A 24,921-nucleotide genomic window follows, 5' to 3' on the forward strand; every position below is an offset into this window, starting at 1 on the left:
CCCGAGGGGAACCGGGACCGGCGGAGTCTCCCGTGTCACGCGAACGGGTCGAACTCCTGGTACTCCTTGCTGACGTCGTCGCGCTCTTCCTCGCGGTCGCGACGGCGCTGCGCGGCCGGACGCGGCTCCTCCAGCCGGTGGTCCTCGCCACGGCGGCCGAGCATCTCCGCACCGGCCGTCACCGTCGGCTCCCAGTCGAAGACGACGGAGTTGTCCTCGGCCCCGATGGCCACCCCGTCGCCCGCACGGGCGCCCGCCTTGCGCAGCGCGTCCTCGACACCGAGCCGGTTCAGCCGGTCCGCCAGGTAGCCGACGGCCTCGTCGTTGTTGAAGTCGGTCTGGCGCACCCAGCGTTCCGGCTTCTCGCCACGTACCCGGTAGATGCCGTCGTCCTCCAGCACCACGGTGAAACCGGCGTCGTCCACGGCCTTGGGCCGGATGACGATGCGGGTCGCCTCCTCCACCGGCTTGGCGGCGCGTGCCTCGGCGATGACGCCCGCCAGCGCGAAGGAGAGCTCCTTGAGCCCGGTACGGGCCACGGCGGAGACCTCGAAGACGCGGTAGCCGCGGGCCTCCAGGTCCGGACGGATCATCTCCGCGAGGTCCTGGCCGTCCGGGATGTCGATCTTGTTGAGGACGACGACGCGGGGGCGGTCGTCCAGACCGCCGTACAGCTTCAGCTCCTCCTCGATCATGTCGAGGTCGGAGACCGGGTCGCGGTCCGACTCCAGCGTCGCGGTGTCCAGTACGTGCACGAGCACCGAGCAGCGCTCGACGTGCCGCAGGAACTCCAGGCCGAGGCCCTTGCCCTGGCTGGCGCCCGGGATCAGGCCCGGGACGTCGGCGATGGTGTAGACGGTGGAGCCCGCGGTGACGACGCCCAGGTTCGGGACCAGCGTCGTGAACGGGTAGTCGGCGATCTTCGGCTTGGCCGCCGACAGGACCGAGATCAGCGAGGACTTGCCGGCGCTCGGGTAGCCCACGAGGGCGACGTCGGCGACGGTCTTCAGCTCCAGGACGATGTCCCGGCTCTCACCGGGCTCGCCGAGCAGCGCGAAGCCCGGGGCCTTGCGCCGGGCGGAGGCCAGCGCGCCGTTGCCGAGGCCGCCGCGGCCGCCCTGGCCGGCGACGAACATGGTGCCCTGGCCGACCATGTCGGCGAGCACGTTGCCGTTCGTGTCGAGCACGACGGTGCCGTCCGGCACGGGCAGGATCAGGTCCTGGCCCTCCTTGCCGGTGCGGTTGTCACCGGCGCCGGGCTGGCCGTTGGTGGCCTTGCGGTGGGGGTGGTGGTGATAGTCGAGGAGCGTGGTGACGGCCTGGTCGACGATCAGGGTCACATCGCCGCCACGGCCGCCGTTGCCGCCGTCCGGGCCGCCGAGCGGCTTGAACTTCTCACGGTGAACGGAGGCGCAGCCGTGGCCCCCGTTACCCGCGGCGGCATGCAGCTCGACGCGGTCCACGAAGGTGGTCATGGTTGGAACCTCCAGTTACATACGTGCAGAAATATCTCGCTCGTGCCCCTGTAGGAGCAACACGCGAAAGGCGGACCCACTTCCCGTACAAGGAAGTGAGGTCCGCCTCCACGTCAAACCGCTCTACGAGCGCCGAGAATCAGCCGGCGATCGGAACGATGTTCACGACCTTACGGCCACGGTGCGTGCCGAACTCGACCGCACCGGCGGCGAGGGCGAACAGCGTGTCGTCGCCGCCACGGCCGACGCCCGTGCCCGGGTGGAAGTGGGTGCCGCGCTGGCGGACCAGGATCTCACCGGCGTTGACGGCCTGACCGCCGAAGCGCTTCACGCCGAGCCGCTGAGCATTGGAATCGCGCCCGTTCCGAGTGGACGATGCGCCCTTCTTATGTGCCATGTCTCCTCAGTCCCTTACTTCGCAGCCGCGGGGATACCGGTGACCTTGATCGCCGTGTACTGCTGGCGGTGACCCTGGCGACGGCGGTAGCCGGTCTTGTTCTTGTAGCGAAGGATGTCGATCTTCGCGCCCTTGTGGTGGTCCACAATCTCGGCCTGGACCTTGATGCCGTCAAGCACCCACGGGTCGCTGGTCACGGCGTCGCCGTCGACAACGAGCAGGGTAGAGAGCTCTACCGTGTCGCCAACATTGGCGGTGGGAATCTTGTCAACCTCAACGATGTCGCCGACAGCAACCTTGTGCTGGCGACCACCGCTGCGCACGATGGCGTACACGCGGATCTCACTCTCACTCGAAGCGGAAACCTCTGATGCCAGCCGCTCACACGGGTCCGGGGACCCGTGATGATCCGGATTGGACGAGCGGCCTCTCCCGTACGAGCGGGAGGTCAGTGCTCAGAGGTGTGGCGAAACAAACGCCGACGGTCAAGATTACGGGGCCTCGGACAGCCCGGTCAAACCGGGCCCCGGTTTCAGGCCCCGACCGCGCTGACGTAGTCGGCGTAGGCGTCCCTGATCCCGTCCGCGGACAGGTTCAGATGTTCCAGAACGGTGAACCGGCCCGGCCTGGTCCGGGGTGCGAACTCGACCACCGAGACGAACTCCTCCACGCTGAATCCGATGTCCTGCGCGGTGACCGGCAGACCGTGGCGCCGCAGCGTCCCGGCCATCCGTACGGACTCCTGGCGGGCGCCGCGCAGATGCATCGCGAACGCCGCACCCAGACCGCACTGCTCCCCGTGGCTGGCCGCCCGCTTGGGGAACAGCAGGTCGAACGCGTGGTTGATCTCGTGACAGGCGCCGGAGGCGGGCCGGCTGTCGCCCGCGACCGACATCGAGATACCGGTGAGCACCAGCCCCTCCGCCAGCACCTGGAGGAAACTGTCGTCGCCGATGGCCCCGGGATGGCGCAGCACGGCCTCGCCGGCCTGCCGGGCCATCGCCGCGGCCAGTCCGTCGATGTCCTCGCCGTTGACCCGGTGGGCCAGCTCCCAGTCCGCCACCGCGGAGATGTTCGAGAGCGCGTCCCCGATCCCGGACCGCACGAAGCGGACCGGGGCCTCACGGATGATGTCGAGGTCGATGACGACGGCGATCGGGTTCGGGACACCGTACGAGCCGCGGCCCGAGTCGTTGTCCAGGGTGGCCACCGGTGAGCACAGACCGTCGTGGGACAGGTTCGTCGCCACGGCGACCAGCGGCAGCCCGATGCGCGCGGCGGCGAACTTGGCACAGTCGATGATCTTGCCGCCGCCGAGGCCGACCACCGCGTCGTACCGCCCGGACTTCATGTCCTCGGCCAGCTTGACGGCGTCGTTCAGCGTGCCGCCGCCGACCTCGAACCAGGAGGCACCGGGCAGGCTGTCCGACAGCCGCTCCCGCAGCGCCCGGCCGGAGCCCCCGCTGATCGCGACCGCCAGCTTCCCGGAGCCGGAGATGCGCTGATCCGCGAGGACCCCCGCCAGGTCCGCCAGCGCACCCGCACGGATGTCGACGACGACCGGTGCGGGTATCAGCCGGGTCAGTACTGGCACGCGATCTTCCTGCCCTTGGCCAGGTCCTCGTGGTTGTCGATCTCGACCCACTTGATGTCGCCGATCGGCTCCACGTCGACCTTGAAGCCGCGGTTGACGAGCTCCTGGTAGCCGTCCTCGTAGTACAGGTCGGGGTCGCGCTCGAACGTGGTCTTCAGGGCGTCGGCAAGCTCCTCGGCCGCGTCGCCCTCGATGAGGGTGACCCCGATGTACTCGCCGGTGGCGTCGGCAGGGTCCATCAGCTTGGTGATGCGCTGAACGCCCTTCGCGGGGTCGGCAACGACCTTCATCTCCTCGTCGGCGAGCTGCTTCACCGTGTCGAGGGCGAGGATGATCTTCTTGCCGTCGCCGCGGGCGGCCAGCAGCGTCTTCTCGACGGAGACGGGGTGCACGGTGTCGCCGTTGGCGAGGATCACGCCGTCCTTGAGGGCGTCACGGCCGCACCAGAGGGAGTAGGCGTTGTTCCACTCCTCGGCCTTGTCGTTGTCGATCAGCGTGAGGGTGACGCCGTACTTCGCCTCAAGGGCCGCCTTGCGCTCGTACAGGGCCTCCTTGCGGTAGCCCACGATGATCGCGACCTCGGTCAGCCCGACCTCGGCGAAGTTGCCCAGGGTCAGGTCGACGACAGTCAGGCTCTCCTCGTTCCCCTCGGGGCCGACCGGCACCAGGGCCTTGGGAAGCGTGTCGGTGTAGGGGCGCAGACGGCGGCCGGCGCCGGCCGCCAGAATCATGCCGATCATGAGGGTTCTCCTTGGTCCTTGGTGCGTGTGTTTCGGGTGGGTCCGGGGGCCGTACGGGCGCTGCGGCTCAGAGCTCGGTCGCCACGTAGCCGCGCAGCCAGTCACGGAAGTCGGGGCCCAGGTCCTCGCGCTCGCAGGCGAGTCTGACGATGGCCCGCAGGTAGTCGCCGCGGTCACCGGTGTCGTAGCGGCGGCCGCGGAAGACGACACCGTGCACCGGGCCGCCGAGCTTCTCGTCGACGGCGAGCTGCTGGAGCGCGTCCGTCAGCTGGATCTCGCCGCCCAGGCCCGGTTCCGTCTCGCGCAGCACGGCGAAGACCGCGGGGTCCAGGACGTAGCGTCCGATGACGGCGAGACTGCTGGGCGCGTCGCCGGGCTCCGGCTTCTCGACCAGCCCGGTGACCCGGACGACATCGCTCTGGGAGGTGGCTTCCACCGCGGCGCATCCGTACTGGTGGATCAGCTCGGGCGCGACCTCCATCAGCGCGACGACGCTGCCGCCCTCGCGCTCCTGGATCTCGGTCATCCGCGCCAGCAGCGGGTCGCGCGGGTCGATCAGGTCGTCGCCGAGGAGCACCGCGAACGGCTCGTCGCCCACATGCGGTTCCGCGCACAGGACGGCATGACCGAGGCCTCGCGGGTCGCCCTGGCGGACGTAGTGCATGGTCGCCAGGTCGCTGGACTCCTGGACCCGCACCAAGCGCTCGTCGTCGCCCTTGCGGGTCAGCGCCGACTCCAGCTCGTAGTTCCGGTCGAAGTGGTCCTCAAGGGCGCGCTTGTTGCGCCCGGTGATCATCAGCACATCGTTCAGCCCCGCGGCGGCGGCCTCCTCCACGACGTACTGGATCGCCGGCTTGTCGACCACCGGCAGCATCTCCTTGGGAGTTGCCTTCGTCGCGGGCAGGAACCGGGTACCGAGCCCGGCGGCCGGTATGACTGCCTTCTGGATCTTGCGCATGTGCTCAGACTTCCGTGTCACGGGGAAGGATGCGGGTCGGCGGGGGCGGCAGTACGCAGCCGGCCCGGTCCCTGTGACGGAACCGGTCCGGCTGCGTACTGGCGCACGGTACGAGGTGGGTCAGACCTCGTCGGCCGATGCCTTGACGGAGGACGGCGCCTGCTGCTCCGCCGCCACCGTCTTCTTCGCTGCCGCCTTCTTGGCCGTCGTCTTCTTCGCGACGGTCTTCTTGGCGGCCGTCTTCGTGGTGGCCGCCTTCTTCGCGGTGGCCTTCTTGGCGGTCTTGCGGGCCGCCTTCTTGGCCGGTGCCGACGCGGCCTCGGGCTCGGGCTCGGCGTCGGACGCGGCCTCGGCCGGAGCCGTCACCACGACGACCTCGGCCTCTTCGGCGCCGGCCGGGGAACCCGCGGGCGCGGTGGCCTTGCGGGTCGCCCGGCGCCGGGCACGCGGCGGCGCGGCCGGCTCCTCGGCCGGGGCCTGAACGTGCGGAGCCTCGACGACCGGGTCCTCCGCGGCGACCGGGCCGGCAGTGGACACCGGCTCCTCGGCCGGCTCGGCGGCCGGTGCCGGTTCGGCCTGGGCCGGAGAACCGGCCGGGGCGGTCGCCTTGCGGGTCGCCCGACGGCGCGTACGGCCCTGGGGCGCCTCGGCGGCCGGGGCCTCGACGACTGCGGTCTCGGCAACCGGGGCCTCGACGACCGGCTCCGGCTCCACCACGGGCTCGGGCTCCACGACCGGCTCCGGCTCCACGACCGGCTCGGCCACCGGAGCCGGCGCGGACGCCGACTTCGGGGAACCGGCCGGAGCCGACGCCTTACGGGTCGCCCGGCGACGGCCACGGCCGCGCGAGGCGGCCGCCTCGGCCTCGGCCGGGCTGCTGTACAGCTCCTCGTCCGCGACGAACTCCGGCTCGGGCAGCGCCAGCGGGGCGGCTACCTCGGCCTCGACCTCGGCCTCGCTCTCGACCTCGTTGTCGTGGTCCAGCTCGTGCTCGTGACCGTGGTCGTGCTCCTGGTCCTGACCCGAACCGCCGCGGCCGCGCTTCTTGGCACGCTTGCTGCCGCCACCGCCACCGCCGATCGAGCTGGGCTGCTCCATGTGCACGATCACGCCGCGCCCGTTGCAGTGGACACAGGTCTCGGAGAAGGACTCCAGCAGACCCTGACCGACCCGCTTACGGGTCATCTGGACCAGGCCGAGCGAGGTGACCTCGGCGACCTGGTGCTTCGTACGGTCGCGTCCCAGGCACTCCAGCAGACGCCGCAGCACCAGGTCCCGGTTGGACTCCAGCACCATGTCGATGAAGTCGACGACGACGATGCCACCGAGGTCGCGCAGCCGCAGCTGGCGCACGATCTCCTCGGCCGCCTCCAGGTTGTTCTTGGTGACGGTCTCCTCGAGGTTGCCGCCCTGACCGGTGAACTTGCCGGTGTTGACGTCGACGACGACCATCGCCTCGGTCTTGTCGATCACCAGCGAGCCGCCGCTCGGCAGATAGACCTTGCGGTCCAGCGCCTTCATCAGCTGCTCGTCGATCCGGTAGGTCGCGAAGATGTCGACCTCGGAGGTCCACCGCGACAGCCGGTCCGTCAGGTCGGGCGCCACGTGCGAGACGTAACCGTGGATGGTGTCCCACGCGTCGTTGCCGCTGACGATGACCTTGGAGAAGTCCTCGTTGAAGATGTCGCGGACGACCCGGACGGTCATGTCCGGCTCGCCGTAGAGCAGCGTCGGCGCGTTGGAGCTGCCGCTGCTCTTCGACTTCTTCTGGATGTCCTCCCACTGCTGCTGGAGCCGCTCGACGTCGCGGCGCAGCTCGTCCTCGCTCGCGCCCTCCGCGGCGGTACGGACGATGACGCCCGCGTCCTCGGGGACGATCTTCTTGAGGATGGTCTTGAGCCGGGCGCGCTCGGTGTCGGGCAGCTTGCGGCTGATCCCGGTCATGGAGCCCTCGGGCACGTAGACCAGGTAGCGGCCGGGCAGCGAGACCTGGCTGGTCAGGCGGGCACCCTTGTGGCCGATCGGGTCCTTCGTCACCTGGACGAGGACGGACTGGCCGGACTTGAGCGCGGTCTCGATACGGCGCGGCCCGTGGGCCATGCCGAGCGCCTCGAAGTTGACCTCACCGGCGTACAGGACGGCGTTGCGGCCCTTGCCGATGTCGACGAAGGCGGCCTCCATGGACGGCAGGACGTTCTGGACCTTGCCCAGGTAGACGTTGCCGACGTAGCTGGTTGCCTGCTCCTTGTTGACGTAGTGCTCGACGAGCACGTTGTCCTCGAGGACGCCGATCTGGGTGCGCTCGCCGCTCTGGCGGACGACCATGACGCGCTCGACGGCCTCGCGGCGGGCCAGGAACTCCGCCTCGGTGATGATCGGAACCCGGCGGCGGCCCTGCTCGCGGCCCTCGCGGCGGCGCTGCTTCTTGGCCTCCATACGGGTCGAGCCCTTGATCGACTGGACCTCGTCGAAGCCGGTGCCGGGCTCGCGCTCGGCTTCCTTCTTACGGGGCTCGCGGACCTTGACGACCGTGCGCTCCGGGTCGTCCGTGCCGTTCTCGGCGTCGGACGCGGAGTCACCGCTGCGACGGCGACGGCGACGACGGCGCCGGCTGCTGCTCGATCCGGAGGCACCGGAGTCGTTGTCGTCGTGCTCGTCGTCGCCCTCGTCCTCGGACTCGTGGGCACGCTCGTGCTCGTCGTCGGAGGTGTCGTCGTCGGTGTGCTGCTCGGTGGTCTCGTCCTCGGCGGACTCACCACGGCGGCGGCGACGGCCACCGCGACGGCGGCGGCGCGAGGGCCGGTCACCGTACTCGTCGGTGTCCTCGCCCTCGTGCTCGGCGTCGCTCTCGTTCTCCGGCTCGTGCTCGTCCTCGGCCTGCTCCTCCACCGGGGCGGCGGCCGGAGCGGGTGCGGCGGCGGGCTCGGCCTCGGCGGCCTCACCGCGACGGCGGCGACGGCGACGCGAACCACCCTGCGGAGCGGCCTCGGCGGGCGCCTCGGCGACCGGGGTCGGCTCCTCGACCGTCCCGATCTCGTCCTCGGGCTCCTCGTCGAGCTCGGCGGGAACCTCGGCGGCGGCCGCGGCAGCGGCGGTCTCCGGGGTCTGGAACATCGGCTCGGCGAAGACCGGGGCCTGGAACACGGCGACGGCGGGGCGCGCCGCGCCACGGCTCCTGCGCGCGGGCTCCTCGACCTTGCCGGTGAACTCGGGGCGGCCCGCCGCGGCGGTGGCCCGGCGACGCCGGCTGCCGCGCGGAGTGGCCTCCTCGACCTCGGCGGCCTCGGCGGCCAGTTCCTCCACCGCCGCCTCGGGCAGGCTCTCGCCGATCTGGCCCTCGGTGCGCTCCTCGGCGACCGGCGGGGCACCTGCGGGGGCGGTCGCCTTGCGAACCGCACGACGGCGGCCGCGGGCGGGCGGGGCTGCCTCGGCCTCGGCCGGCTCTGCCGCCCGGGTGACCTCGGCGGGCTCGGCGGCCGGGGCGGACTCGGCCGGCTCGGTCCGGGTGGACTGCGGCGCACCGGCCGGGGCGGAGGCCCTGCGCCTGGTCCGACCGCGCGGCGCCTCGGCGACGACGGGCTCGGGGCTCTCCGTGGCTGCGGTCTCCTCGACGATCTCCACGGCCTCGGCGGCCTGCGGGGCACCCGCCGGGGCGGTGGCCTTGCGGGACGCCCGACGACGCGCACGCGGCGCCTCGACGACCGGCTCAACCGCGACAGCCTCTTCCTCGACCGGCTCAGCGGCCACAACGGGCTCCACGACCTCAGCCGCCTGCGGCGCACCCGCCGGGGCGGTGGCCTTGCGGGACGCCCGACGACGCGCACGCGGCGCCTCGACGACCGGCTCAACCGCGACAGCCTCTTCCTCGACCGGCTCAGCGGCCACAACGGGCTCCACGACCTCAGCCGCCTGCGGCGCACCCGCCGGAGCGGTCGCCTTGCGGACCGCGCGGCGACGCGCACGGACGGGCGGGGCTGCCTCGGGGGTGCTCTCGGTGCTGCTGTCCGACTCTCCGGCGTCAACGGCCGGTATGGCCGGCGCGTCGGCAGCGCCCGGTGCGCCGCCCGACGGCGGGCCGGCCGGGCGGGACGCCGCACGGCGCCTGCGGCGCGGCGGCAGCTTGTCCCCGGGGGTGTTGTTGTCTTCTGCGTTCCCGGTCGTGCCGGGTTCGGTGGGCTCGAGCATGCGGGCGGTTCTCCCGTCGCGCTCCCGGGCGCCGCGCCTGATTCCGGTCCGGCACGGTCCGCATGATGTACGCGGTACCGCTCGTCCGGGGCGCGGGCGCCGCACGGGGGCTGAATGTCTGGCTCGCCGGTTCCGTACGCGGTGTGCGCACGGCCTGGCGAAAGTCTTATGGGTCAGCGCGCGGCCCGGACCAGGTGGCTCCCGAGTCCGAGGGCTGCGCTACAACGACCGCCTTACGCGGTTCCCGCACCTTCCGGCGCCGTCGCGACGGCGGTCCCGGTGGCCGCGGGTAGAGCGGCCGGGGCTGCCTCGCGGTCAGGCGCGAGCGGGTCGGTCACCGTGCCGGACTCCTCGTCGAAGAGCCCCTGCGCCAGCCTGGTCACCGCTGCGGGGACCGGCGGCGCCAGGTCGGCCACAACGCGGAGACCGGACAGGACGTCGTCAGGTCGAACGGCAGGTGTCACGTGCCGAACAACCAGCCGCAGTATCGCACAGGCCTTGACCTCGGGCCTATCAGACTGTTGATCAAGGGCCTGCAGCTCCACCACGGCGGACCGGGCGTCGAAGCTGCGCATGCCGTTCTTCGTACGGCGCTGGACCTCGACGGTCTCGGCCGCGTTGAAGGCCGCCACGGCCTTCTCGGCGTCCTCCGCGGACACCCCGTCCAGCCGCATCTCCCAGATAGAGGCGGTCAGCCGGTCCGCGAGACCCGAGGTGCGGGCCTCCACGGCATCGGTGATGTCGAGGCCGTCCGGCAGCGAGTCGTTGAGCAGTTCCCGCAGGGTTTCGGGGTCCCGCGCCTCGGTGAGGGCGATCTCCAGGAACTCGGCCTCGCTGCCCGTACCGGTGGGGGCGGCATTGGCGTAGGACACCTTGGGGTGCGGGGTGAAGCCCGCCGAGTAGGCCATGGGCACCTGCGAGCGGCGCAGCGCCCGCTCGAAGGCACGCTGGAAGTCACGGTGGCTGGTGAACCGGAGGCGGCCGCGCTTGGTGTAGCGCAGACGAATGCGCTGCACTGCCGGTGCGGGCGGCGGGCCTTCGGGCTGTCGCTTGCCCAGTGGTTCTTCTCCTCGGTGCGGGGCGGACGCGGGTGGCACGCCGCCCTCGAAGTACAGGTGGGCCCGGGGTGTCCGCTCCGGCTCACCCCTGCTGGGCGGTTTTCTCGCCGTGCAGGGAGATCTCTGGTTCGGGCGCCGCGCTGGGCACAGTCGTTCCTTGTTGCGTATCACCCAGCCTACGCGCAAGGGGGCTCGCCGGTTCCCGGGGCTCGGTCACACGTGGCCCGCCGACCAGTGCCCGCCATGCGTCGTGGCGGGCCCGCCGGACGGTTTCGCGGGCCGTGCGCACGGTGTCCCGGGCCGTCCGGCCCGCGGCGACGGCCGCCCGCCGGGCCGGGGCCCATACGGCGTCGCGCACGAAATGTCCGACGGGGGTGCACATCGTGCGGTAGGCCCAGGCCAGCGGCGCCCCGACCAGATGCCACGCCAGCCGGGCAAGGGCCCGGCCGACGGCCCGTGAGACGAATCCGGCGACGCGCCAGGCGACGCCGAACGCGGCGGCGATCTCCCGGCCCACGGGGGTCAGCACCCGCCGGCAGAACCAGACCAGCGGAGTGACGAGAACCACCGCGACGAGCAGGTCGAGACCGGCCCACAGCCACCGGGAACCGGCGACGACGCCGCGGGCCAGCAGGTCGAGCAGCCGGGCGACGCCGTGGCCGAGCGGGGTGAGCAGTTGCCGGTACACCCATTCCAGCGGCAGCACGATCAGCTGCTCCACCACCCAGGCGGCGGCCGGCCCCAGCGGCACCAGGACGTACCGCCACACGCCCACGACCGGCAGGACGAGGACGACCGTGAGCAGCCGTCCGACGCCCGTGCGGATTCCGCGCCCGGCGGGGACGAGCAGTGCCCGGTACACCCACCGCAGCCCGTGTCCGAGCGGGGTGAGGACCGCCGTGGCCAGCCACCGCAGCCCGTGTCCCACCGGGGTCAGCACCCACTCCCACAGCAGGCGGGCCGGGACCACGACGAGGACCTGGAACAGCCAGGAGAGCGCCCGCCCGAGCGGTCGGAGCAGGGTGCGGTCGGCGGCACGGGCGCAGACGGCGAGGGCGTCCCACACCATCCGGACCGGCAGGACGAGTACGAGGACCACGATCCGCACCGGAATCCTGATGAGGACGGTCAGACAGCCGTCCCCGCTCTCGTACCGCGCGGGCGCCTGGCGCTTGTCGGGGTCCATGCCGTCAATGACGCGAAGGTCCGGCCCGGGGTTTCCTGGACCGGACCTTCGTCATCGAGATGTCACCCGGCCGGAACCGGGTGGTGTCACTTCACGACCGCGACTTCACGGCCGCGACTTCACAACCGTCACTTCACGACCGTCAGCGGGAGGAGCTTCTTGCCCGTCGGGCCGATCTGGATGTCGAGGTCGAGCTGCGGGCACACCCCACAGTCGAAGCACGGCGTCCAGCGGCAGTCCTCGACCTCGGTCTCGTCGAGCGAGTCCTGCCAGTCCTGCCAGAGCCATTCCTTGTCGAGGCCGGAGTCCAGGTGGTCCCAGGGCAGGACCTCCTCGTACGTCCGCTCCCGGGTGGTGTACCAGTCGACGTCCACGCCGAAGGCGGGCAGCGTCTTCTCGGCGCTCTTCATCCACAGGTCGTAGCTGAAGTACTCGCGCCAGCCGTCGAAGCGGCCGCCGGCCTCGTAGACGGCGCGGATGACGGAGCCGACCCGGCGGTCGCCGCGGGAGAGCAGGCCCTCGACGATGCCGGGCTTGCCGTCGTGGTAGCGGAAGCCGATCGAGCGGCCGTACTTCTTGTCGCCGCGGATCTTGTCCCGGAGCTTGGCCAGCCGGGCGTCCGTCTCCTCGACGCCGAGCTGCGGGGCCCACTGGAACGGGGTGTGCGGCTTGGGCACGAAGCCGCCGATGGAGACGGTGCAGCGGATGTCGTTCTGCCCGGAGACCTCGCGGCCCTTGGCGATGACGTTGACCGCCATGTCGCCGATCTGCAGGACGTCCTCGTCGGTCTCGGTGGGCAGACCGCACATGAAGTACAGCTTCACCTGCCGCCAGCCGTTGCCGTACGCGGTGGAGACGGTCCGGATCAGGTCCTCCTCCGAGACCATCTTGTTGATGACCTTGCGCATGCGCTCGGAGCCGCCCTCGGGGGCGAAGGTGAGACCGGAGCGACGGCCGTTGCGGGTCAGCTCGTTGGCCAGGTCCACGTTGAACGCGTCGACGCGGGTGGAGGGCAGCGAGAGCCCGACCTTGTCGTCGGTGTAGCGGTCGGCGAGGCCCTTGGCGATGTCGCCGATCTCGGAGTGGTCCGCGGAGGAGAGCGAGAGCAGGCCGACCTCCTCGAAGCCGGTCGCCTTGAGGCCCTTCTCCACCATTTCGCCGATGCCGGTGATGCTTCGCTCCCGCACGGGGCGCGTGATCATGCCGGCCTGGCAGAAGCGGCAGCCGCGGGTGCAGCCGCGGAAGATCTCCACGGACATCCGCTCGTGGACCGTCTCGGCGAGCGGGACGAGCGGCTGCTTCGGGTACGGCCACTCGTCGAGGTCCATGACGGTGTGCTTGGACACCCGCCACGGAACGCCGGACCTGTTCGGCACCATCCGGCCGATGCGGCCGTCCGGGAGGTACTCGACGTCGTAGAAGCCGGGGACGTACACGCCGCCGGTCCTGGCGAGCCGGAAGAGCACCTCCTCGCGGCCGCCGGGACGGCCCTCGGCCTTCCAGGCGCGGATGATCTCGGTGATCTCCAGAACGGCCTGCTCGCCGTCGCCGATGACCGCGCAGTCGATGAACTCCGCGATCGGCTCGGGATTGAACGCGGCGTGGCCGCCCGCGAGGACGATCGGGTCGTCGAGGCCGCGGTCCCTGGCGGCCAGCGGAATGCCGGCCAGGTCCAGGGCGGTGAGCATGTTGGTGTAGCCGAGCTCGGTGGAGAAGCTCAGCCCGAAGACGTCGAACGCCTTGACCGGGCGGTGTCCGTCCACCGTGAACTGCGGCACCTTGTGCTCACGCATCAGTGCTTCCAGGTCCGGCCAGACGCTGTAGGTGCGCTCGGCGAGGACGCCCCGGCGCTCGTTGAGCACCTCATAGAGGATCATGACGCCCTGGTTGGGGAGTCCGACCTCGTACGCGTCCGGGTACATGAGTGCCCAGCGGACGTCGCACTCGTCCCACGGCTTGACGGTGGAGTTCAGCTCACCGCCGACGTACTGGATGGGCTTCTGCACATGCGGGAGCAGAGCTTCGAGCTGTGGGAAGACCGAATCGACAGACATCGCGAACTTTCGAGAGCCGGCAAGGATGACCATCCAGCCTACCGCGACGCTCAGCCTTCCCGAGCCGCCCGGATCTCCGCCCGTGACGCCTTCGCCCACACCCCGGGCAGTTCCCGTTCGCGTGCCGCCGCCGTCTCCTTCTCCTGCCCGTACAGCACTCCCCAGGTGAACGACGGCTCGCCGGCCAGGTATGCCTGTACGGCGAGGGCGCGCAGGGCCTCGCGGGCCACCACGCTGTCGTGGTGGTCGCCCAGGGCGCCCTGTACGGCCTTCAGTCGCCTGACGGACTTCCGGGCCGGCTTCCCGAGTGCGGGGCGGGCGGCCTCCGCCGCGTACCGTGCGCGTTTCGCCGCCTTGCGCGCCGCGTGCAGGGCGAGGTCGCGTTCCGGTCCCGGTGGCAGTTCCAGGGCGTGGGCGAGTCGGTGTGCCAGCCGCCGGTGTTCCTTGCGCGCGGCGCGCGGCAGCGCCTTGCCGGGTGGCGAGGCGGCGGCGGGCAGCAGGGGCGGGGCGGCGAGGAGTGCGTCGAGGGTCCCGAGCAGCGTCAGGTAGCGGCTGCCGTCGAGCAGGGCGACGATGCGGCGGTGGGAGCCGCTGCGGCGGGCCACCGACCAGATCCGCAGCCGGCCGCGGACCGGGCCGAGGACCAGGGTGCGGGGCAGCCCGTCGAGCCGGGTGCGCAGCCGTTCGTCGAGGACCTCCTGGTCACGGTCGACACCGAGCTCCGCCGCGAGCCACCGCAGCTCCTCGGCCACGGGGCCGGTGACGGTCGGGGCGAGAATCCCGCGGTACGTCCTGAAGGCGCTGCGCAGTCTGCGAGTGGCGATCCGCATCCGGTGCACGGAGTCGGGGAGGCCGCGGCGCACGGCCGGGTCGAGGGCGACGATCGTCTCGATCTGGTCGCGCACGTAGGCCAGGAGGTGGTCGCCCGCGGTGTGCGGTGCGGTCCGTTTGCCGCCAGGTTTCCCGTTCGGGGCGGTCTCGGCCAGTGCCCGCGCCAGTTTGGACGGTGCCGCGGAGGGCCGGATCCCGGCCTTGCGCAGCCGCCGTTCGACGGCGTCGAGGAACGAGGGGTCGCCGTCGTCGGCGAGTTCGACCTCGATCTCGGTCCAGGCGGTGCTCCCGCTGCCGCCGTGCAGCAACTCGGCCCGGACCTCGTCCACGCTGAGTTCGGCGAGCAGCGCGCCGTCGGGGCCGTTCAGGTGGTGGACGTCGCGGGCGGAGCGGAGCCGGACCACGGGGACGACGGCGGCGTCCCGGACCCGGGAGCGGATCAGTCCGGCGAGCGCGGGCGGCAGGGTGTCGGAGAGGGGGGCCCTGATCTCGTCGCGGACGCCGGTGGCGACCGGGAGCTTGAGGTGCCAGCCGGCGTCGTCCCCGCCGGTGCGGCGGCGCAGGGTGAGGTGGCCGGCGGCGAGCCGGAGGTCCTGGGTGTCGTAGTAGACGGCGTCGAGTTCGCTGACGCCCCGGTGGTCGACGGCGGCGACCCCGGCCACCCGGCTCAGGTCGGGCAGCCGGGTGGCGTCGGTGGCTTCGTACTTCCGCTCGATCTCACGTTTCGAGTCCGCCATGAGTCGAATCTAGACGTGATGTGCGCGGATCGGCAGGGTATGCGCAACGGCTCAGGCCGTTATCGGCCGTTGCACCCTGATCGACTGGAGCAGTCCGATGGCCACCCAGACGGCGAACATCGAGGATCCTCCGTAGGAGACGAACGGCAGCGGCAGTCCGGCGACGGGCATGATGCCGAGCGTCATGCCGATGTTCTCGAAGGCCTGGAAGGCGAACCAGGCGATGATTCCGGCCGCGACGATCGTGCCGTACAGCTCGGTGGTCTCCCGTGCGATGCGGCAGGCGCGCCACAGGACGATGCCGAGCAGGACGAGGATCAGTCCGGCGCCGAGGAAGCCGAGCTCCTCGCCCGCGACGGTGAAGACGAAGTCGGTCTGCTGCTCGGGGACGAACTGGCCGGTGGTCTGGGTGCCCTGGAAGAGGCCGGTGCCGGAGAGGCCGCCGGAGCCGATCGCGATGCGGGCCTGGTTGGTGTTGTAGCCGACGCCGGCCGGGTCGAGCGCCGGGTTGGCGAAGGCCGCGAACCGGGCGATCTGGTAGTCGTCGAGCAGTCCGAGCTGCCAGATGGCGACGGCGCCGGCGGTGCCCGCGCCGAGGAGTCCGAAGATCCAGCGGTTCGAGGCCCCGGAGGCCAGCAGCACGCCGAGCACGATGACGGCCATGACCATCACCGAACCGAGGTCCGGCATCCCCATGACGACCGCCATCGGGATCGCCGCCACGCCCAGGGCCTTGGCGACGGACCGGTGGTCGGGGTACAGCTGGTCGCCCGCGTCGACGCGGGCGGCGAGCAGCATCGCCATGCCGAGAATGATCGTGATCTTGGTGAACTCGGAGGGCTGGAGGGAGAAGCCGCCGCCGATGATGATCCAGGCGTGGGCGCCGTTGACGGTGGCGCCGAGCGGGGTGAGGACCGCCAGGACGAGGATCACCGACAGGCCGTACAGGATCGGCACCGCGCCGCGCAGGGTGCGGTGGCCGAGCCAGATCGTGCCGATCATCAGGCCGAAGCCGATGCCGGTGTTGAGGGCGTGCCGGAAGAAGAAGTAGTACGGGTCGCCGTGGGTGAGCGAGTCCCGTCCCCGGGTCGCCGAGTAGACCAGCAGCGAGCCGATGAAGGAGAGCGCGATCGCGGAGCCGAGCAGCGGCCAGTCGAGTCGGCGCACCACGGAGTCCCGGGCGGTGAGCCTGCCCCAGGCCGAGCGCTCGGGGGCGTACCGCTGGACGGAGAATCCGGCCATCAGTCGCGCCTCCCCAGGATCGCGGCGAGCGTCTGCCCGTCCTGCGGCTTCTGCGAGTTCGGGTCGTACGGCTTGATCGTCGGGCTCTCGATGGATCCGTCCCGCTCGATCTTCGGCAGGGACTTCTGGGGCGTCGGCAGCAGGGCCTTCTTGAGGTCCTGCTTGCCCTCGGCGTCGAGGCCGTAGAGCGCGTTGTAGATGTTGCGCACGGCGGGCCCGGACGCGCCGGAGCCCGTACCGCCCTGGGAGATCGTCATGACGATCGAGTAGTCCTTGGTGTACGTGGCGAACCAGGAGGTCGTCTGCTTGCCGTAGACCTCGGCCGTGCCCGTCTTGGCGTGCATCGGGATCTTGTCCTGCGGCCAGCCGCCGAACCGCCAGGCGGCGGAGCCGCGGGTCGCGACGCCCGCGAGGGCCTGGTCGATTTCGTTGCGGGTCTTGGCGGTGAAGGGCAGCTTGCCGTGCGACTTGGGCTTGATCTGCTGGACGGTCTTGCCGTCGCCGCTGACGATCGCCTTGCCGACGGTGGGGTCGTAGAGCGTGCCGCCGTTGGAGATGGCCGCGTAGATGGTCGCCATCTGGATCGGGGTGACGAGGGTGTCGCCCTGGCCGATCGAGTAGTTGACGGAGTCACCGGCGCGCATCTTGTCGCCTTCGAGGCAGTTCTCGTAGGCGATCTTCTCGACGTACGTGCCGTTCTTCTTGCCCTGCTTGCACCAGGCGTCGTGGTTGGCCTTGGCGAAGTTCTTCTTCCACTCGCGGTCGGGGACGCGGCCGCTGACCTCGTTGGGGAGGTCGATGCCGGTCTCCTTGCCGAGGCCGAACTGGTGGGCGGTCTTGTAGAACCAGTCGTTGGGGTGCTTCTTGGGGTTGTTGCCGCCGTCCCTCTGCCACTCCTTGTGCGCGATGCCGTAGTACACGGTGTCGCAGGAGACTTCGAGGGCACGGCCGATGGTGATGTCGCCGTATCCCTGGGACTCGAAGTTCTTGAAGGTCTGGCCGCCGACGGAGTACGAGCTGGGGCAGGGGTAGTTGCCGTTGAAGGGGTATCCGGCGTTGACCGCGGCGGTCGAGGAGATGACCTTGAAGATGGAGCCGGGTGCGGCCTGGCCCTGGATGGCCCGGTTCAGCAGCGGGAAGTTGGAGTTCTTGCCGGTGAGCTTGGCGTAGTCCTTGCCGGAGATGCCGCCGACCCAGGCGTTGGGGTCGTAATTGGGCAGCGAGGCCATCGAGACGACCCGTCCGGTCTTCGCCTCCATGACGACGACGGCGCCGGAGTCGGCCTTGTAGTTCTCGCCCGTGTTGGTGTCGAACTCGGTGCGGGCCGTCTTCATGGCCTGGTTGAGCTCGTACTCGGCGACGGCCTGGACCCGGGCGTCGATGGAGGTGACGACGCTGGCACCGGGCTCCGCCTCGTCGTTCTTCGCCTCCCCTATGACCCGGCCGAGGTTGTCGACCTCGTAGCGGGTGACGCCCGCCTTGCCGCGCAGTTGCTTGTCGTACGTGCGCTCCAGGCCGGACCGGCCGACCTGGTCGGAGCGGAGGTAGGGCGAGTCGCTGTTCTGGGCCTTGGTGATCTCGTCGTCGGTGACGGGCGAGAGGTAGCCGAGGACCTGGGCGCTGTTGGCCTTGCCGGGTGCGGCGTAGCGGCGTACGGCGGTGGGTTCGGCGGTGATGCCGGGGAAGTCCTCGGTGCGTTCGCGGATCTGGAGGGCCTGTTGGGTGGTGGCCTCGTCGGTGACCGGGATCGGCTGGTAGGGCGAACCGTTCCAGCAGGGCTGCGGGGTCTTCGCGTCGCAGAGCCGGACCTTGTCGAGGACGTCCTTGGGCTTCATGCCGAGCACGTCGGCGAGCCGGGTCAGCACGCCCTTGCCGTCGTCGTCCATCTTCAGCAGCTCGGTGCGGCTGGCGGAGACGACGAGGCGGGTCTCGTTGTCGGCGAGGGGCACGCCGCGTGCGTCGAGGATGGAACCGCGGGCGGCCGGCTGGACGACCTGCTGGACGTGGTTGTTCTTCGCCTCGTCGGAGTACTCCTGGCCGTTGCGGATCTGGAGGTACCAGAGGCGGCCGCCGAGGGTGAGCAGCAGGGAGAAGACGAGGACCTGGATGACGACGAGGCGGATCTGGACCCGCTGGGTCCGGCCCGTCTCGGGGATGTTGGTCACGGGGTGCCCCCGGTGGTGGTCGGGCAGGGGGCGGGGTGGGCGGCCCCCGGGAAATGCAGCCTCACAGTCGCTTGACTCCCTTGATCCGTCCGGCGCGTGCTGCCCGGTTGCGGGCGGCCCTGACGCGCAGTCCGCCGCGCTGGTTGCCGATCCGCAGCCCGGTGCCGGCCGCGAGCCAGCCCGACGTGGCGTCGCTGCCGCCGGAGGAGGACTCGGTGAGCGGGTCGTTCACCGTGCGTCTGGCCATCGCCATGATCAGGGGCACGGTGAACGGGGCGAGGAGCAGGTCGTAGACGGCCGCGGTGAACAGCAGGCTGCCCAGGCCCACATGGCGGGCCGCCGTGTCGCCGACGAGGGCGCCGACTCCCGCGTAGAGCAGGGTCGATCCGATCGCCGCCGCGACGACCACGGCCATCGGCACGAAGGCCGATTTGAGCTGGCCGTTCTCCGGCTTGGCCAGCCCGGCGAGGTAGCCGATGATGCAGAGGACCAGGGCGTACCGTCCGGCCGCGTGGTCCGCCGGCGGTGCCAGGTCGGCGAGCAGCCCCGCGCCGAAGCCGATGAGGGCACCGCTGACGTGTCCGTAGACGAAGGCCAGCCCGACGACGACCATGAGGAGCAGATCGGGTACGGCGCCGGGCAGTTGGAGCCTGGCGAGTACGGAGACCTGGATCACGAGGGCGATCACGACCAGGGCGATGGAGAGCAGAGTCCGGTTGACGCGCATGGGGATCAGCTCTACCTCTGTTCGTTTACCGCGTTGTCGGCGTTCGGCGTGGCGTTCCCGCTGGGGTCGGGGCTCGGGCCGTCGCTGGGGTTCGCGCTCTCGTGGATGTTCCCGACGACGTTGCCACCGGTGTCCACGATGTCGCCGTTGGGCGAGATGGTGACGGTGACGGTCGGGGTGGGCTTCGGTTTGGCGGGCTTGGCCGGCTTCTTCGGCAGGACCATGTCGCGGGGGTCCTCGCGCGGGGCCTGGACAACGATGCCGACGATGTCGAGCTTGGTGAAGCCGACGTACGGGCGGACGTAGACGGTACGGGTCAGGTCGCCGCCGGACGGGTCGACGCGGACGACCTCGCCGACCGGGACGCCGGGTACGAACGGCTTGTTCTTGCTGGAGCCGAACGTGACGAGCCGGTCGCCCTTCTTGACCTTGGCCTTGCCGTTCAGGAACTGGACGGCCAGTGGGCGTGAGCCCTGGCCGGTGGCGAAGCCGAGTTCGTCGGTGGACTCCATCCGGGTGCCGACGGTGAAGTCGGGGTCGTTGGCGAGGAGCACCGTCGCGGTGTCCGGGCCGACGGTGGTGACCCTGCCGACGAGTCCGTCGCCGTTGAGGACGGTCATGTCGCGCTTGAGGCCGTCCTTGGAGCCCGCGTCGATGGTGACCGTCCAGGAGAAGCCCTGGGCCGCTCCTATGGCGATGACCTCGGCGGCCTTGATGCCGTACTGTCCGGCGGCCGACTTCTTCAGCATCTTGTCGAGCTCGCGGACCCGGTTGCGGTTCTGGTCGTCGCTGCCGAGCTTCGCCTTCAGCGCGGCGTTCTGCTGCTCCAGTGCGGCGATCTTGTCGTGCCGGTCGCCGGATGCGCGTACCGCCCCTATGGCGTTGCCCACCGGGTCGACGGCTGCCGCGACACCGTTCTCGACTGGTCCGAAGACCGTGGAGGCGGCCTGCCGGGCGCCGTCCACCGGCGACGCCTCACCACCGCGGATATCCACCGTGATCAGTGCGAATGCGATGGCGATCAGCAGCACCAGGAGCAGCCGGCTCTCTCGTGTGTCCCTCACGTGCGACGGCCGTGCCTTCCTCGTAGGAATGTTCGTGCCTGTATATCAACGTTCCTCCGCGCGGAGCGGCAGCGTCCGCGCGGAGGGCCGTGGAGTTCCTACCGTCGGGGCTGGGCGTCCAGCACCTGCTGGAGCGCCTCGAACTCCTCGACGCACTTGCCGGATCCGAGCGCGACGGAGTCCAGCGGGTCCTCGGCGATGTGGATCGGCATGCCCGTCTCGTGACGGAGCCGCTCGTCCAGTCCGCGCAGCAGCGCGCCGCCGCCGGTGAGGACGATGCCCCGGTCCATGACATCGCCGGAGAGCTCCGGCGGGCACTTGTCGAGCGTCGTCTTGACCGCGTCGACGATCGCGTTGACCGGCTCCTCGATCGCCTTGCGGACCTCGGTCGCGGAGATGACCACGGTCTTGGGCAGACCCGAGACGAGGTCGCGGCCCCGGATCTCGGTGTGCTCGTCCTTCTCCAGCTCGAACGCCGACCCGATGGTGATCTTGATCTGTTCGGCGCTGCGCTCACCGAGGAGCAGCGAGTACTCCTTCTTGATGTGCTGGATGATCGCGTTGTCCAGCTCGTCACCGGCGACCCGGATCGACTGGGCGGTGACGATTCCGCCGAGCGAGATGACCGCGACCTCGGTGGTGCCGCCACCGATGTCGACGACCATGTTGCCGGTGGCCTCGTGGACGGGCAGACCGGAGCCGATGGCCGCCGCCATGGGCTCCTCGATGATGTGCACCTGGCGCGCGCCCGCCTGCGTCGATGCCTCGATGACGGCGCGCCGCTCGACCCCTGTGATGCCGGAGGGCACACAGACGACGACCCTCGGGCGAGCCAGGTAGCGGCGCTTGTGGATCTTCAGGATGAAGTAGCGGAGCATCCGCTCCGTGATCTCGAAGTCGGCGATCACGCCGTCCTTCAGCGGCCGTACGGCAACGATGTTGCCCGGTGTACGGCCGATCATCTTCTTGGCCTCGGCGCCGACCGCCAGGATGCCACCGGTGTTGGTGTTGATGGCCACGACGGACGGCTCGTTCAGAACGATGCCGCGCCCCCTGACGTACACCAGCGTGTTGGCAGTCCCGAGGTCGATAGCCATGTCACGGCCGATGAACGACATTGAGTTCCCCTTGTTCCCCATGAGGATGCGTCGGGCCTTCCCAAGCGAAAGCGTTGATGGCTTGTTTTGGTAGGCGAGATGAGCGCTGCGGGCGTGGAAGCTTCCATCGTAGTGCCGGACACACCGACACAGCGCGAGGGTCCTTCGCCATGCTGAGCAGAACGGGTGGCCGTCCCACTCATGGTGACGTTGCGTCGGAGGAATGCGTTCCCGCGATCGGTGCCCCTATACCGAAGGGCGACCGAATTACTTCGGTCGCCCCAGGTCATGAGCGCTGTTTGGCGGAGCGGAAGTCAGGAAAGTCCCGGAAAGAACAGCTTCAGTTCTCGCTCTGCGGACTCCTCGGAGTCCGAGGCGTGGATGAGGTTCTCCCGGGTAATCGTGCCGAGGTCGCCACGGATCGATCCGGGCGCGGCGGCGATCGGGTCGGTGGGGCCGGCCAGGGCGCGGACACCCTCGATGACCCGCTCGCCCTCGGCCACCAGGGCGACGATCGGACCGGACTGCATGAACTCGACGAGCGGCTCGTAGAACGGGCGGCCGACGTGCTCGGCGTAGTGCTGCTCCAGCGTGCCCCGGTCGAGGGTACGCAGCTCCAGCGCGGTGATCTTCCAGCCGGCCTTGCGCTCGATGCGGCCGACGATCTCGCCGACCAGACCGCGACGGACGGCGTCGGGCTTCAGAAGAACGAGGGTGCGCTGGGTCATGTGCGGCTCCTTGCAGGCATACGGGTGCGGTGAAGCGAGATTACAGGGGCACGGTGACGGCCCGGCGGCCGGGTTTGACCGCCGGTCCGGGGGCGTGCGCCGGTCGCGCGCCGGGTCAGCCGCCGACCGGGGCCTGGGCCGCTTCCTGCGCGGCCCAGCGGGCCTTCACCTCGTCGATCTTGCGGCCGTAGTGCACCGAGGCCCACCACAGGCCGCCGAAGACCAGGCCGAGGATGAACATCATCGGCACCACGAAGCCGCTGACGACCAGGGCGACCTGGAGCGCCCAGCCGAGCTGTATGCCACCGGGGCGGGTGATCATCCCGCAGAGCAGTACGGAGAGCAGCATGCCGATGCCGCAGACCGTCCACACGGTGGCGGACGACAGGTCGTCGGACTTCATCGCGACGAGCCCGGCGAAACCGATGACGAAGAACTCGCCGATCAGTGTCGATGCACAGAGCGTACGCACGTGGGTCAGCGCCTTCCCAGAAGCAGCCGGGCCTCGCCGACCGTGATCACGGATCCGGTCACCAGCACCCCGGCGCCCGCGTACTCGTCCTCTTCCTCGGCGAGGGTGATCGCCGCCTCCAGCGCGTCGTCGAGACGGGGTTCGACCTGGACCCGTTCGTTGCCGAAGACCTCGACGGCGACGGCGGCCAGGGCGTCGGCGTCCATCGCGCGGCCGCTGGAGTTCTGCGTGACGACGACCTCGGCGAAGAGCGGCTCGAAGGCCTCCAGGAGCCCCCGGACGTCCTTGTCGCCGCTGGCACCGACCACGCCGATCAGCCGGGAGAAGCCGAACGCCTCGGAGATCCCCTCGGCCGCGGCGCGGGCGCCGGCCGGGTTGTGGGCGGCGTCCAGGACGACGGTCGGGCTGGAGCGGACGACTTCGAGGCGGCCGGGCGAGATCACCGCGGCAAACGCCTTGCGGACGATGTCGGCGTCGAGCGATCCGCTCTGTTCGGCGCCGATACCGAAGAACGCCTCGACGGCGCAGAGCGCCACCACGGCGTTGTGCGCCTGGTGGGCGCCGTACAGCGGAAGGAAGATGTTGTCGTACTCGCCGCCGAGACCGCGCAGCGTCAGCAGCTGCCCGCCGACCGCGACCTCCCGGGAGACGACACCGAACTCCATGCCCTCGCGGGCCACCGTCGCATCGGCCGCGACGGCCTTCTTCAGCATCACCTGTGCGGCGTCGACCGGCTGCTGGGCCAGGATGACCGTCGCACCCTGCTTGATGATCCCGGCCTTCTCCGCCGCGATCTCGCCCGGCGTGGAGCCCAGCCGGTCGGTGTGGTCCAGGGAGATCGGGGTGACGACCGCGACCGTGGCGTCGATGACGTTGGTCGCGTCCCAGCTGCCGCCCATGCCGACCTCGACGACGGCGACATCGACCGGCGCGTCGGCGAACGCCGCGTACGCCATGCCGGTGAGCACCTCGAAGAAGGAGAGCCGGTAGGGCTGCTGCGCGTCGACCATCTCGACGTACGGCTTGATGTCCTGGTACGTCTCGACGAACCGCTCCGGGTCCATCGGGGCGCCGTCCAGGCTGATCCGCTCGGTGATCGACTGGACGTGCGGCGAGGTGTAGCGGCCGGTACGCAGGTCGAAGGCGCCGAGCAGGCCCTCGATCATGCGGGCCGTGCTCGTCTTGCCGTTGGTACCGGTGATGTGGATGGAGGGGTACGCGCGCTGCGGGTCACCGAGCACGTCCATCAGCGCGGCGATGCGCGCCACGGACGGCTCCAGCTTCGTCTCGCCCCAGCGTCCGGCGAGCTCCTGCTCCACCGCGCGCAGCGCCTTGTCCACCTCCGGATCGGCGGGGCGGGCGGGGACCTCGTCACTCTGCGGCGGCCCGGAGGCGGCGCGCAGCGTCCGGCTCCCGGCCTCGATCACCGCCAGGTCGGGGTCGCGCTGGGTCGCTTCGTCGACGATCTCCGCGAAGGTCTCATCGGAGTCGGACGCGTCGTGCCGGTCGGAAGGGCGGGGCTCACTCACGGGGCCAGTCTACGGATGGGCACGGACATCGTGCGCAGCACCCGGACCGAAACACCCGCAATGCCCTGGTGTCGGCACAACACCCGCAGCGGGCGCATGGTGGGAGATGTGCGCCCCGTACCCCTGATCCTGATCGCCGCCCCGGACGGCCCGCACCCGGCCCTGGCCGGATCGCCCGGCACGCGCACTACCGGACACTGGTTGTCCACAGCGGTGAGAGCGTGCTGCGCGCCCTGAACGAATACCGCCCCGACAGCCTGATCCTCAGCCTGCGGCTGCCCGGTCTCGACCCGTGGGAAGTGCTCAGCCGGGTCCGCAACATAAGCGATCTGCCGATCGCGGTCAGGACGTGGAGCACCGGGTGCCGGAAGCGGTCCGCGCCCTGAACGCCGGGGCGGACGACTACCTGACGCCAGAGCTTCCGCAACGGCTGTACGAGCCGCTGATACGGGCGCGGCTGCGGCGCAGCACCACGGGAGCGGTGGAAGTGGTGTCGGTCATCGAGGACGGGCGGATCAGTCTGGACCTGGGCACCCATCTCGGCGCGGGCGTTCGTCCGTACCCTGCGCGGCCGCAACGGCTGGGCCAAGACCCGGCGCGACGCGGAGCCGCCGACCGCGGGTCCGGTGGCGCTGGAGAGGTGAGGCCCGCGTGCACGACGAAGCCCCCGTATCCCTCCTGA

The 24,921-nt window shown here is 70.6% G+C and carries 21 protein-coding genes; 2 read left to right on the top strand and 19 right to left on the bottom strand.

The window, feature by feature from the left end; all coding sequences use genetic code 11:
- Positions 1-35: 35 nt before the first annotated feature.
- The 19 genes from obgE to folC all read right to left on the bottom strand — a co-directional run bounded on the left by obgE (position 36) and on the right by folC (position 24,239).
- Positions 36-1,475, bottom strand: a complete 1,440-nt coding sequence (obgE, locus tag FHX80_RS07500) for a GTPase ObgE (RefSeq protein WP_145763480.1) — start codon at positions 1,473-1,475, stop codon at positions 36-38.
- Positions 1,476-1,614: 139 nt separating this feature from the next.
- Entirely contained in the window at positions 1,615-1,872 is a 258-nt protein-coding gene (rpmA, locus tag FHX80_RS07505) for a 50S ribosomal protein L27 (RefSeq protein ID WP_018103204.1), read from the bottom strand.
- 14 nt (positions 1,873-1,886) lie between these two features.
- Positions 1,887-2,207, bottom strand: coding sequence for a 50S ribosomal protein L21 (gene rplU / locus FHX80_RS07510; RefSeq protein ID WP_145763481.1), 321 nt, complete (start codon positions 2,205-2,207; stop codon positions 1,887-1,889).
- Between the two features lie 197 nt (positions 2,208-2,404).
- Positions 2,405-3,466 (bottom strand): iron-containing alcohol dehydrogenase family protein, encoded by a 1,062-nt coding sequence (locus FHX80_RS07515; protein ID WP_145763482.1) that lies wholly within the window; start codon positions 3,464-3,466, stop codon positions 2,405-2,407.
- Complete coding sequence (locus FHX80_RS07520) at positions 3,454-4,206, bottom strand: phosphocholine cytidylyltransferase family protein (protein WP_145763483.1); 753 nt, start codon at positions 4,204-4,206, stop codon at positions 3,454-3,456. The genes FHX80_RS07515 and FHX80_RS07520 overlap by 13 nt, the downstream gene beginning before the upstream one ends.
- A gap of 67 nt (positions 4,207-4,273) precedes the next feature.
- Complete coding sequence (gene galU / locus FHX80_RS07525; protein WP_145763484.1) at positions 4,274-5,164, bottom strand: UTP--glucose-1-phosphate uridylyltransferase GalU; 891 nt, start codon at positions 5,162-5,164, stop codon at positions 4,274-4,276.
- A gap of 120 nt (positions 5,165-5,284) precedes the next feature.
- Positions 5,285-9,349: an Rne/Rng family ribonuclease gene (locus tag FHX80_RS07530; RefSeq protein ID WP_145763485.1), complete on the bottom strand. Its 4,065-nt coding sequence runs from the start codon at positions 9,347-9,349 to the stop codon at positions 5,285-5,287.
- Positions 9,350-9,582: 233 nt separating this feature from the next.
- A complete protein-coding gene (locus FHX80_RS07535) occupies positions 9,583-10,365 on the bottom strand; it encodes a TIGR03936 family radical SAM-associated protein (protein WP_145763486.1) in 783 nt (260 codons plus the stop codon).
- 124 nt (positions 10,366-10,489) lie between these two features.
- Positions 10,490-11,593: a hypothetical protein gene (locus FHX80_RS07540; RefSeq protein WP_145763487.1), complete on the bottom strand. Its 1,104-nt coding sequence runs from the start codon at positions 11,591-11,593 to the stop codon at positions 10,490-10,492.
- A gap of 128 nt (positions 11,594-11,721) precedes the next feature.
- The gene (locus tag FHX80_RS07545) at positions 11,722-13,647 is read right to left on the bottom strand and encodes a TIGR03960 family B12-binding radical SAM protein (protein WP_145763488.1); all 1,926 of its coding nucleotides are present in this window, start codon (positions 13,645-13,647) and stop codon (positions 11,722-11,724) included.
- Positions 13,648-13,697: 50 nt separating this feature from the next.
- Positions 13,698-15,215 (bottom strand): CYTH and CHAD domain-containing protein, encoded by a 1,518-nt coding sequence (locus tag FHX80_RS07550; protein ID WP_145763489.1) that lies wholly within the window; start codon positions 15,213-15,215, stop codon positions 13,698-13,700.
- 51 nt (positions 15,216-15,266) lie between these two features.
- On the bottom strand, positions 15,267-16,457 hold the full coding sequence (rodA, locus tag FHX80_RS07555) for a rod shape-determining protein RodA (protein WP_145763490.1): 1,191 nt from the start codon (positions 16,455-16,457) through the stop codon (positions 15,267-15,269).
- Positions 16,457-18,622, bottom strand: coding sequence for a penicillin-binding protein 2 (gene mrdA / locus FHX80_RS07560; protein ID WP_145763491.1), 2,166 nt, complete (start codon positions 18,620-18,622; stop codon positions 16,457-16,459). The genes rodA and mrdA overlap by 1 nt, the downstream gene beginning before the upstream one ends.
- Before the next feature lie 61 nt (positions 18,623-18,683).
- The gene (gene mreD, locus FHX80_RS07565; protein ID WP_145763492.1) at positions 18,684-19,349 is read right to left on the bottom strand and encodes a rod shape-determining protein MreD; all 666 of its coding nucleotides are present in this window, start codon (positions 19,347-19,349) and stop codon (positions 18,684-18,686) included.
- Between the two features lie 11 nt (positions 19,350-19,360).
- On the bottom strand, positions 19,361-20,413 hold the full coding sequence (gene mreC / locus FHX80_RS07570) for a rod shape-determining protein MreC (RefSeq protein WP_145763493.1): 1,053 nt from the start codon (positions 20,411-20,413) through the stop codon (positions 19,361-19,363).
- Between the two features lie 98 nt (positions 20,414-20,511).
- Positions 20,512-21,531 carry a rod shape-determining protein gene (locus FHX80_RS07575; protein ID WP_136319828.1) on the bottom strand — a complete coding sequence of 340 codons (1,020 nt, stop codon included), beginning with the start codon at positions 21,529-21,531 and terminating at the stop codon, positions 20,512-20,514.
- A gap of 293 nt (positions 21,532-21,824) precedes the next feature.
- Positions 21,825-22,238, bottom strand: a complete 414-nt coding sequence (gene ndk / locus FHX80_RS07580) for a nucleoside-diphosphate kinase (RefSeq protein ID WP_145763494.1) — start codon at positions 22,236-22,238, stop codon at positions 21,825-21,827.
- A 115-nt stretch (positions 22,239-22,353) separates the two neighbouring features.
- Positions 22,354-22,710 (bottom strand): DUF4233 domain-containing protein, encoded by a 357-nt coding sequence (locus FHX80_RS07585; RefSeq protein ID WP_145763495.1) that lies wholly within the window; start codon positions 22,708-22,710, stop codon positions 22,354-22,356.
- A gap of 5 nt (positions 22,711-22,715) precedes the next feature.
- Positions 22,716-24,239, bottom strand: coding sequence for a bifunctional tetrahydrofolate synthase/dihydrofolate synthase (folC, locus tag FHX80_RS07590; protein WP_145763496.1), 1,524 nt, complete (start codon positions 24,237-24,239; stop codon positions 22,716-22,718).
- A 221-nt stretch (positions 24,240-24,460) separates the two neighbouring features.
- On the opposite strand from folC, the gene FHX80_RS34635 reads away from it, so the two are divergent.
- Both FHX80_RS34635 and FHX80_RS07595 read left to right on the top strand, forming a co-directional pair.
- Entirely contained in the window at positions 24,461-24,625 is a 165-nt protein-coding gene (locus tag FHX80_RS34635) for a response regulator (RefSeq protein WP_167523381.1), read from the top strand.
- Entirely contained in the window at positions 24,601-24,921 is a 321-nt protein-coding gene (locus tag FHX80_RS07595) for a response regulator transcription factor (RefSeq protein ID WP_145763497.1), read from the top strand. The genes FHX80_RS34635 and FHX80_RS07595 overlap by 25 nt, the downstream gene beginning before the upstream one ends.

The organism is Streptomyces brevispora (genome assembly GCF_007829885.1).
GTDB classification, from domain to species: domain Bacteria; phylum Actinomycetota; class Actinomycetes; order Streptomycetales; family Streptomycetaceae; genus Streptomyces; species Streptomyces brevispora.

Bases quoted from the DNA above. Each gene is read 5' to 3' on its own strand.
- FHX80_RS07540 (WP_145763487.1), bottom strand. From the start codon at position 11,593: ATGGACCCCGACAAGCGCCAGGCGCCCGCGCGGTACGAGAGCGGGGAC.
- ndk (WP_145763494.1), bottom strand. From the start codon at position 22,238: ATGACCCAGCGCACCCTCGTTCTTCTGAAGCCCGACGCCGTCCGTCGC.
- galU (WP_145763484.1), bottom strand. From the start codon at position 5,164: ATGCGCAAGATCCAGAAGGCAGTCATACCGGCCGCCGGGCTCGGTACC.
- FHX80_RS07545 (WP_145763488.1), bottom strand. From the start codon at position 13,647: ATGTCTGTCGATTCGGTCTTCCCACAGCTCGAAGCTCTGCTCCCGCAT.
- rodA (WP_145763490.1), bottom strand. From the start codon at position 16,457: ATGGCCGGATTCTCCGTCCAGCGGTACGCCCCCGAGCGCTCGGCCTGG.
- mreD (WP_145763492.1), bottom strand. From the start codon at position 19,349: ATGCGCGTCAACCGGACTCTGCTCTCCATCGCCCTGGTCGTGATCGCC.
- FHX80_RS07550 (WP_145763489.1), bottom strand. From the start codon at position 15,215: ATGGCGGACTCGAAACGTGAGATCGAGCGGAAGTACGAAGCCACCGAC.
- rpmA (WP_018103204.1), bottom strand. From the start codon at position 1,872: ATGGCACATAAGAAGGGCGCATCGTCCACTCGGAACGGGCGCGATTCC.
- FHX80_RS07575 (WP_136319828.1), bottom strand. From the start codon at position 21,531: ATGTCGTTCATCGGCCGTGACATGGCTATCGACCTCGGGACTGCCAAC.
- FHX80_RS07530 (WP_145763485.1), bottom strand. From the start codon at position 9,349: ATGCTCGAGCCCACCGAACCCGGCACGACCGGGAACGCAGAAGACAAC.
- obgE (WP_145763480.1), bottom strand. From the start codon at position 1,475: ATGACCACCTTCGTGGACCGCGTCGAGCTGCATGCCGCCGCGGGTAAC.
- FHX80_RS07520 (WP_145763483.1), bottom strand. From the start codon at position 4,206: ATGATCGGCATGATTCTGGCGGCCGGCGCCGGCCGCCGTCTGCGCCCC.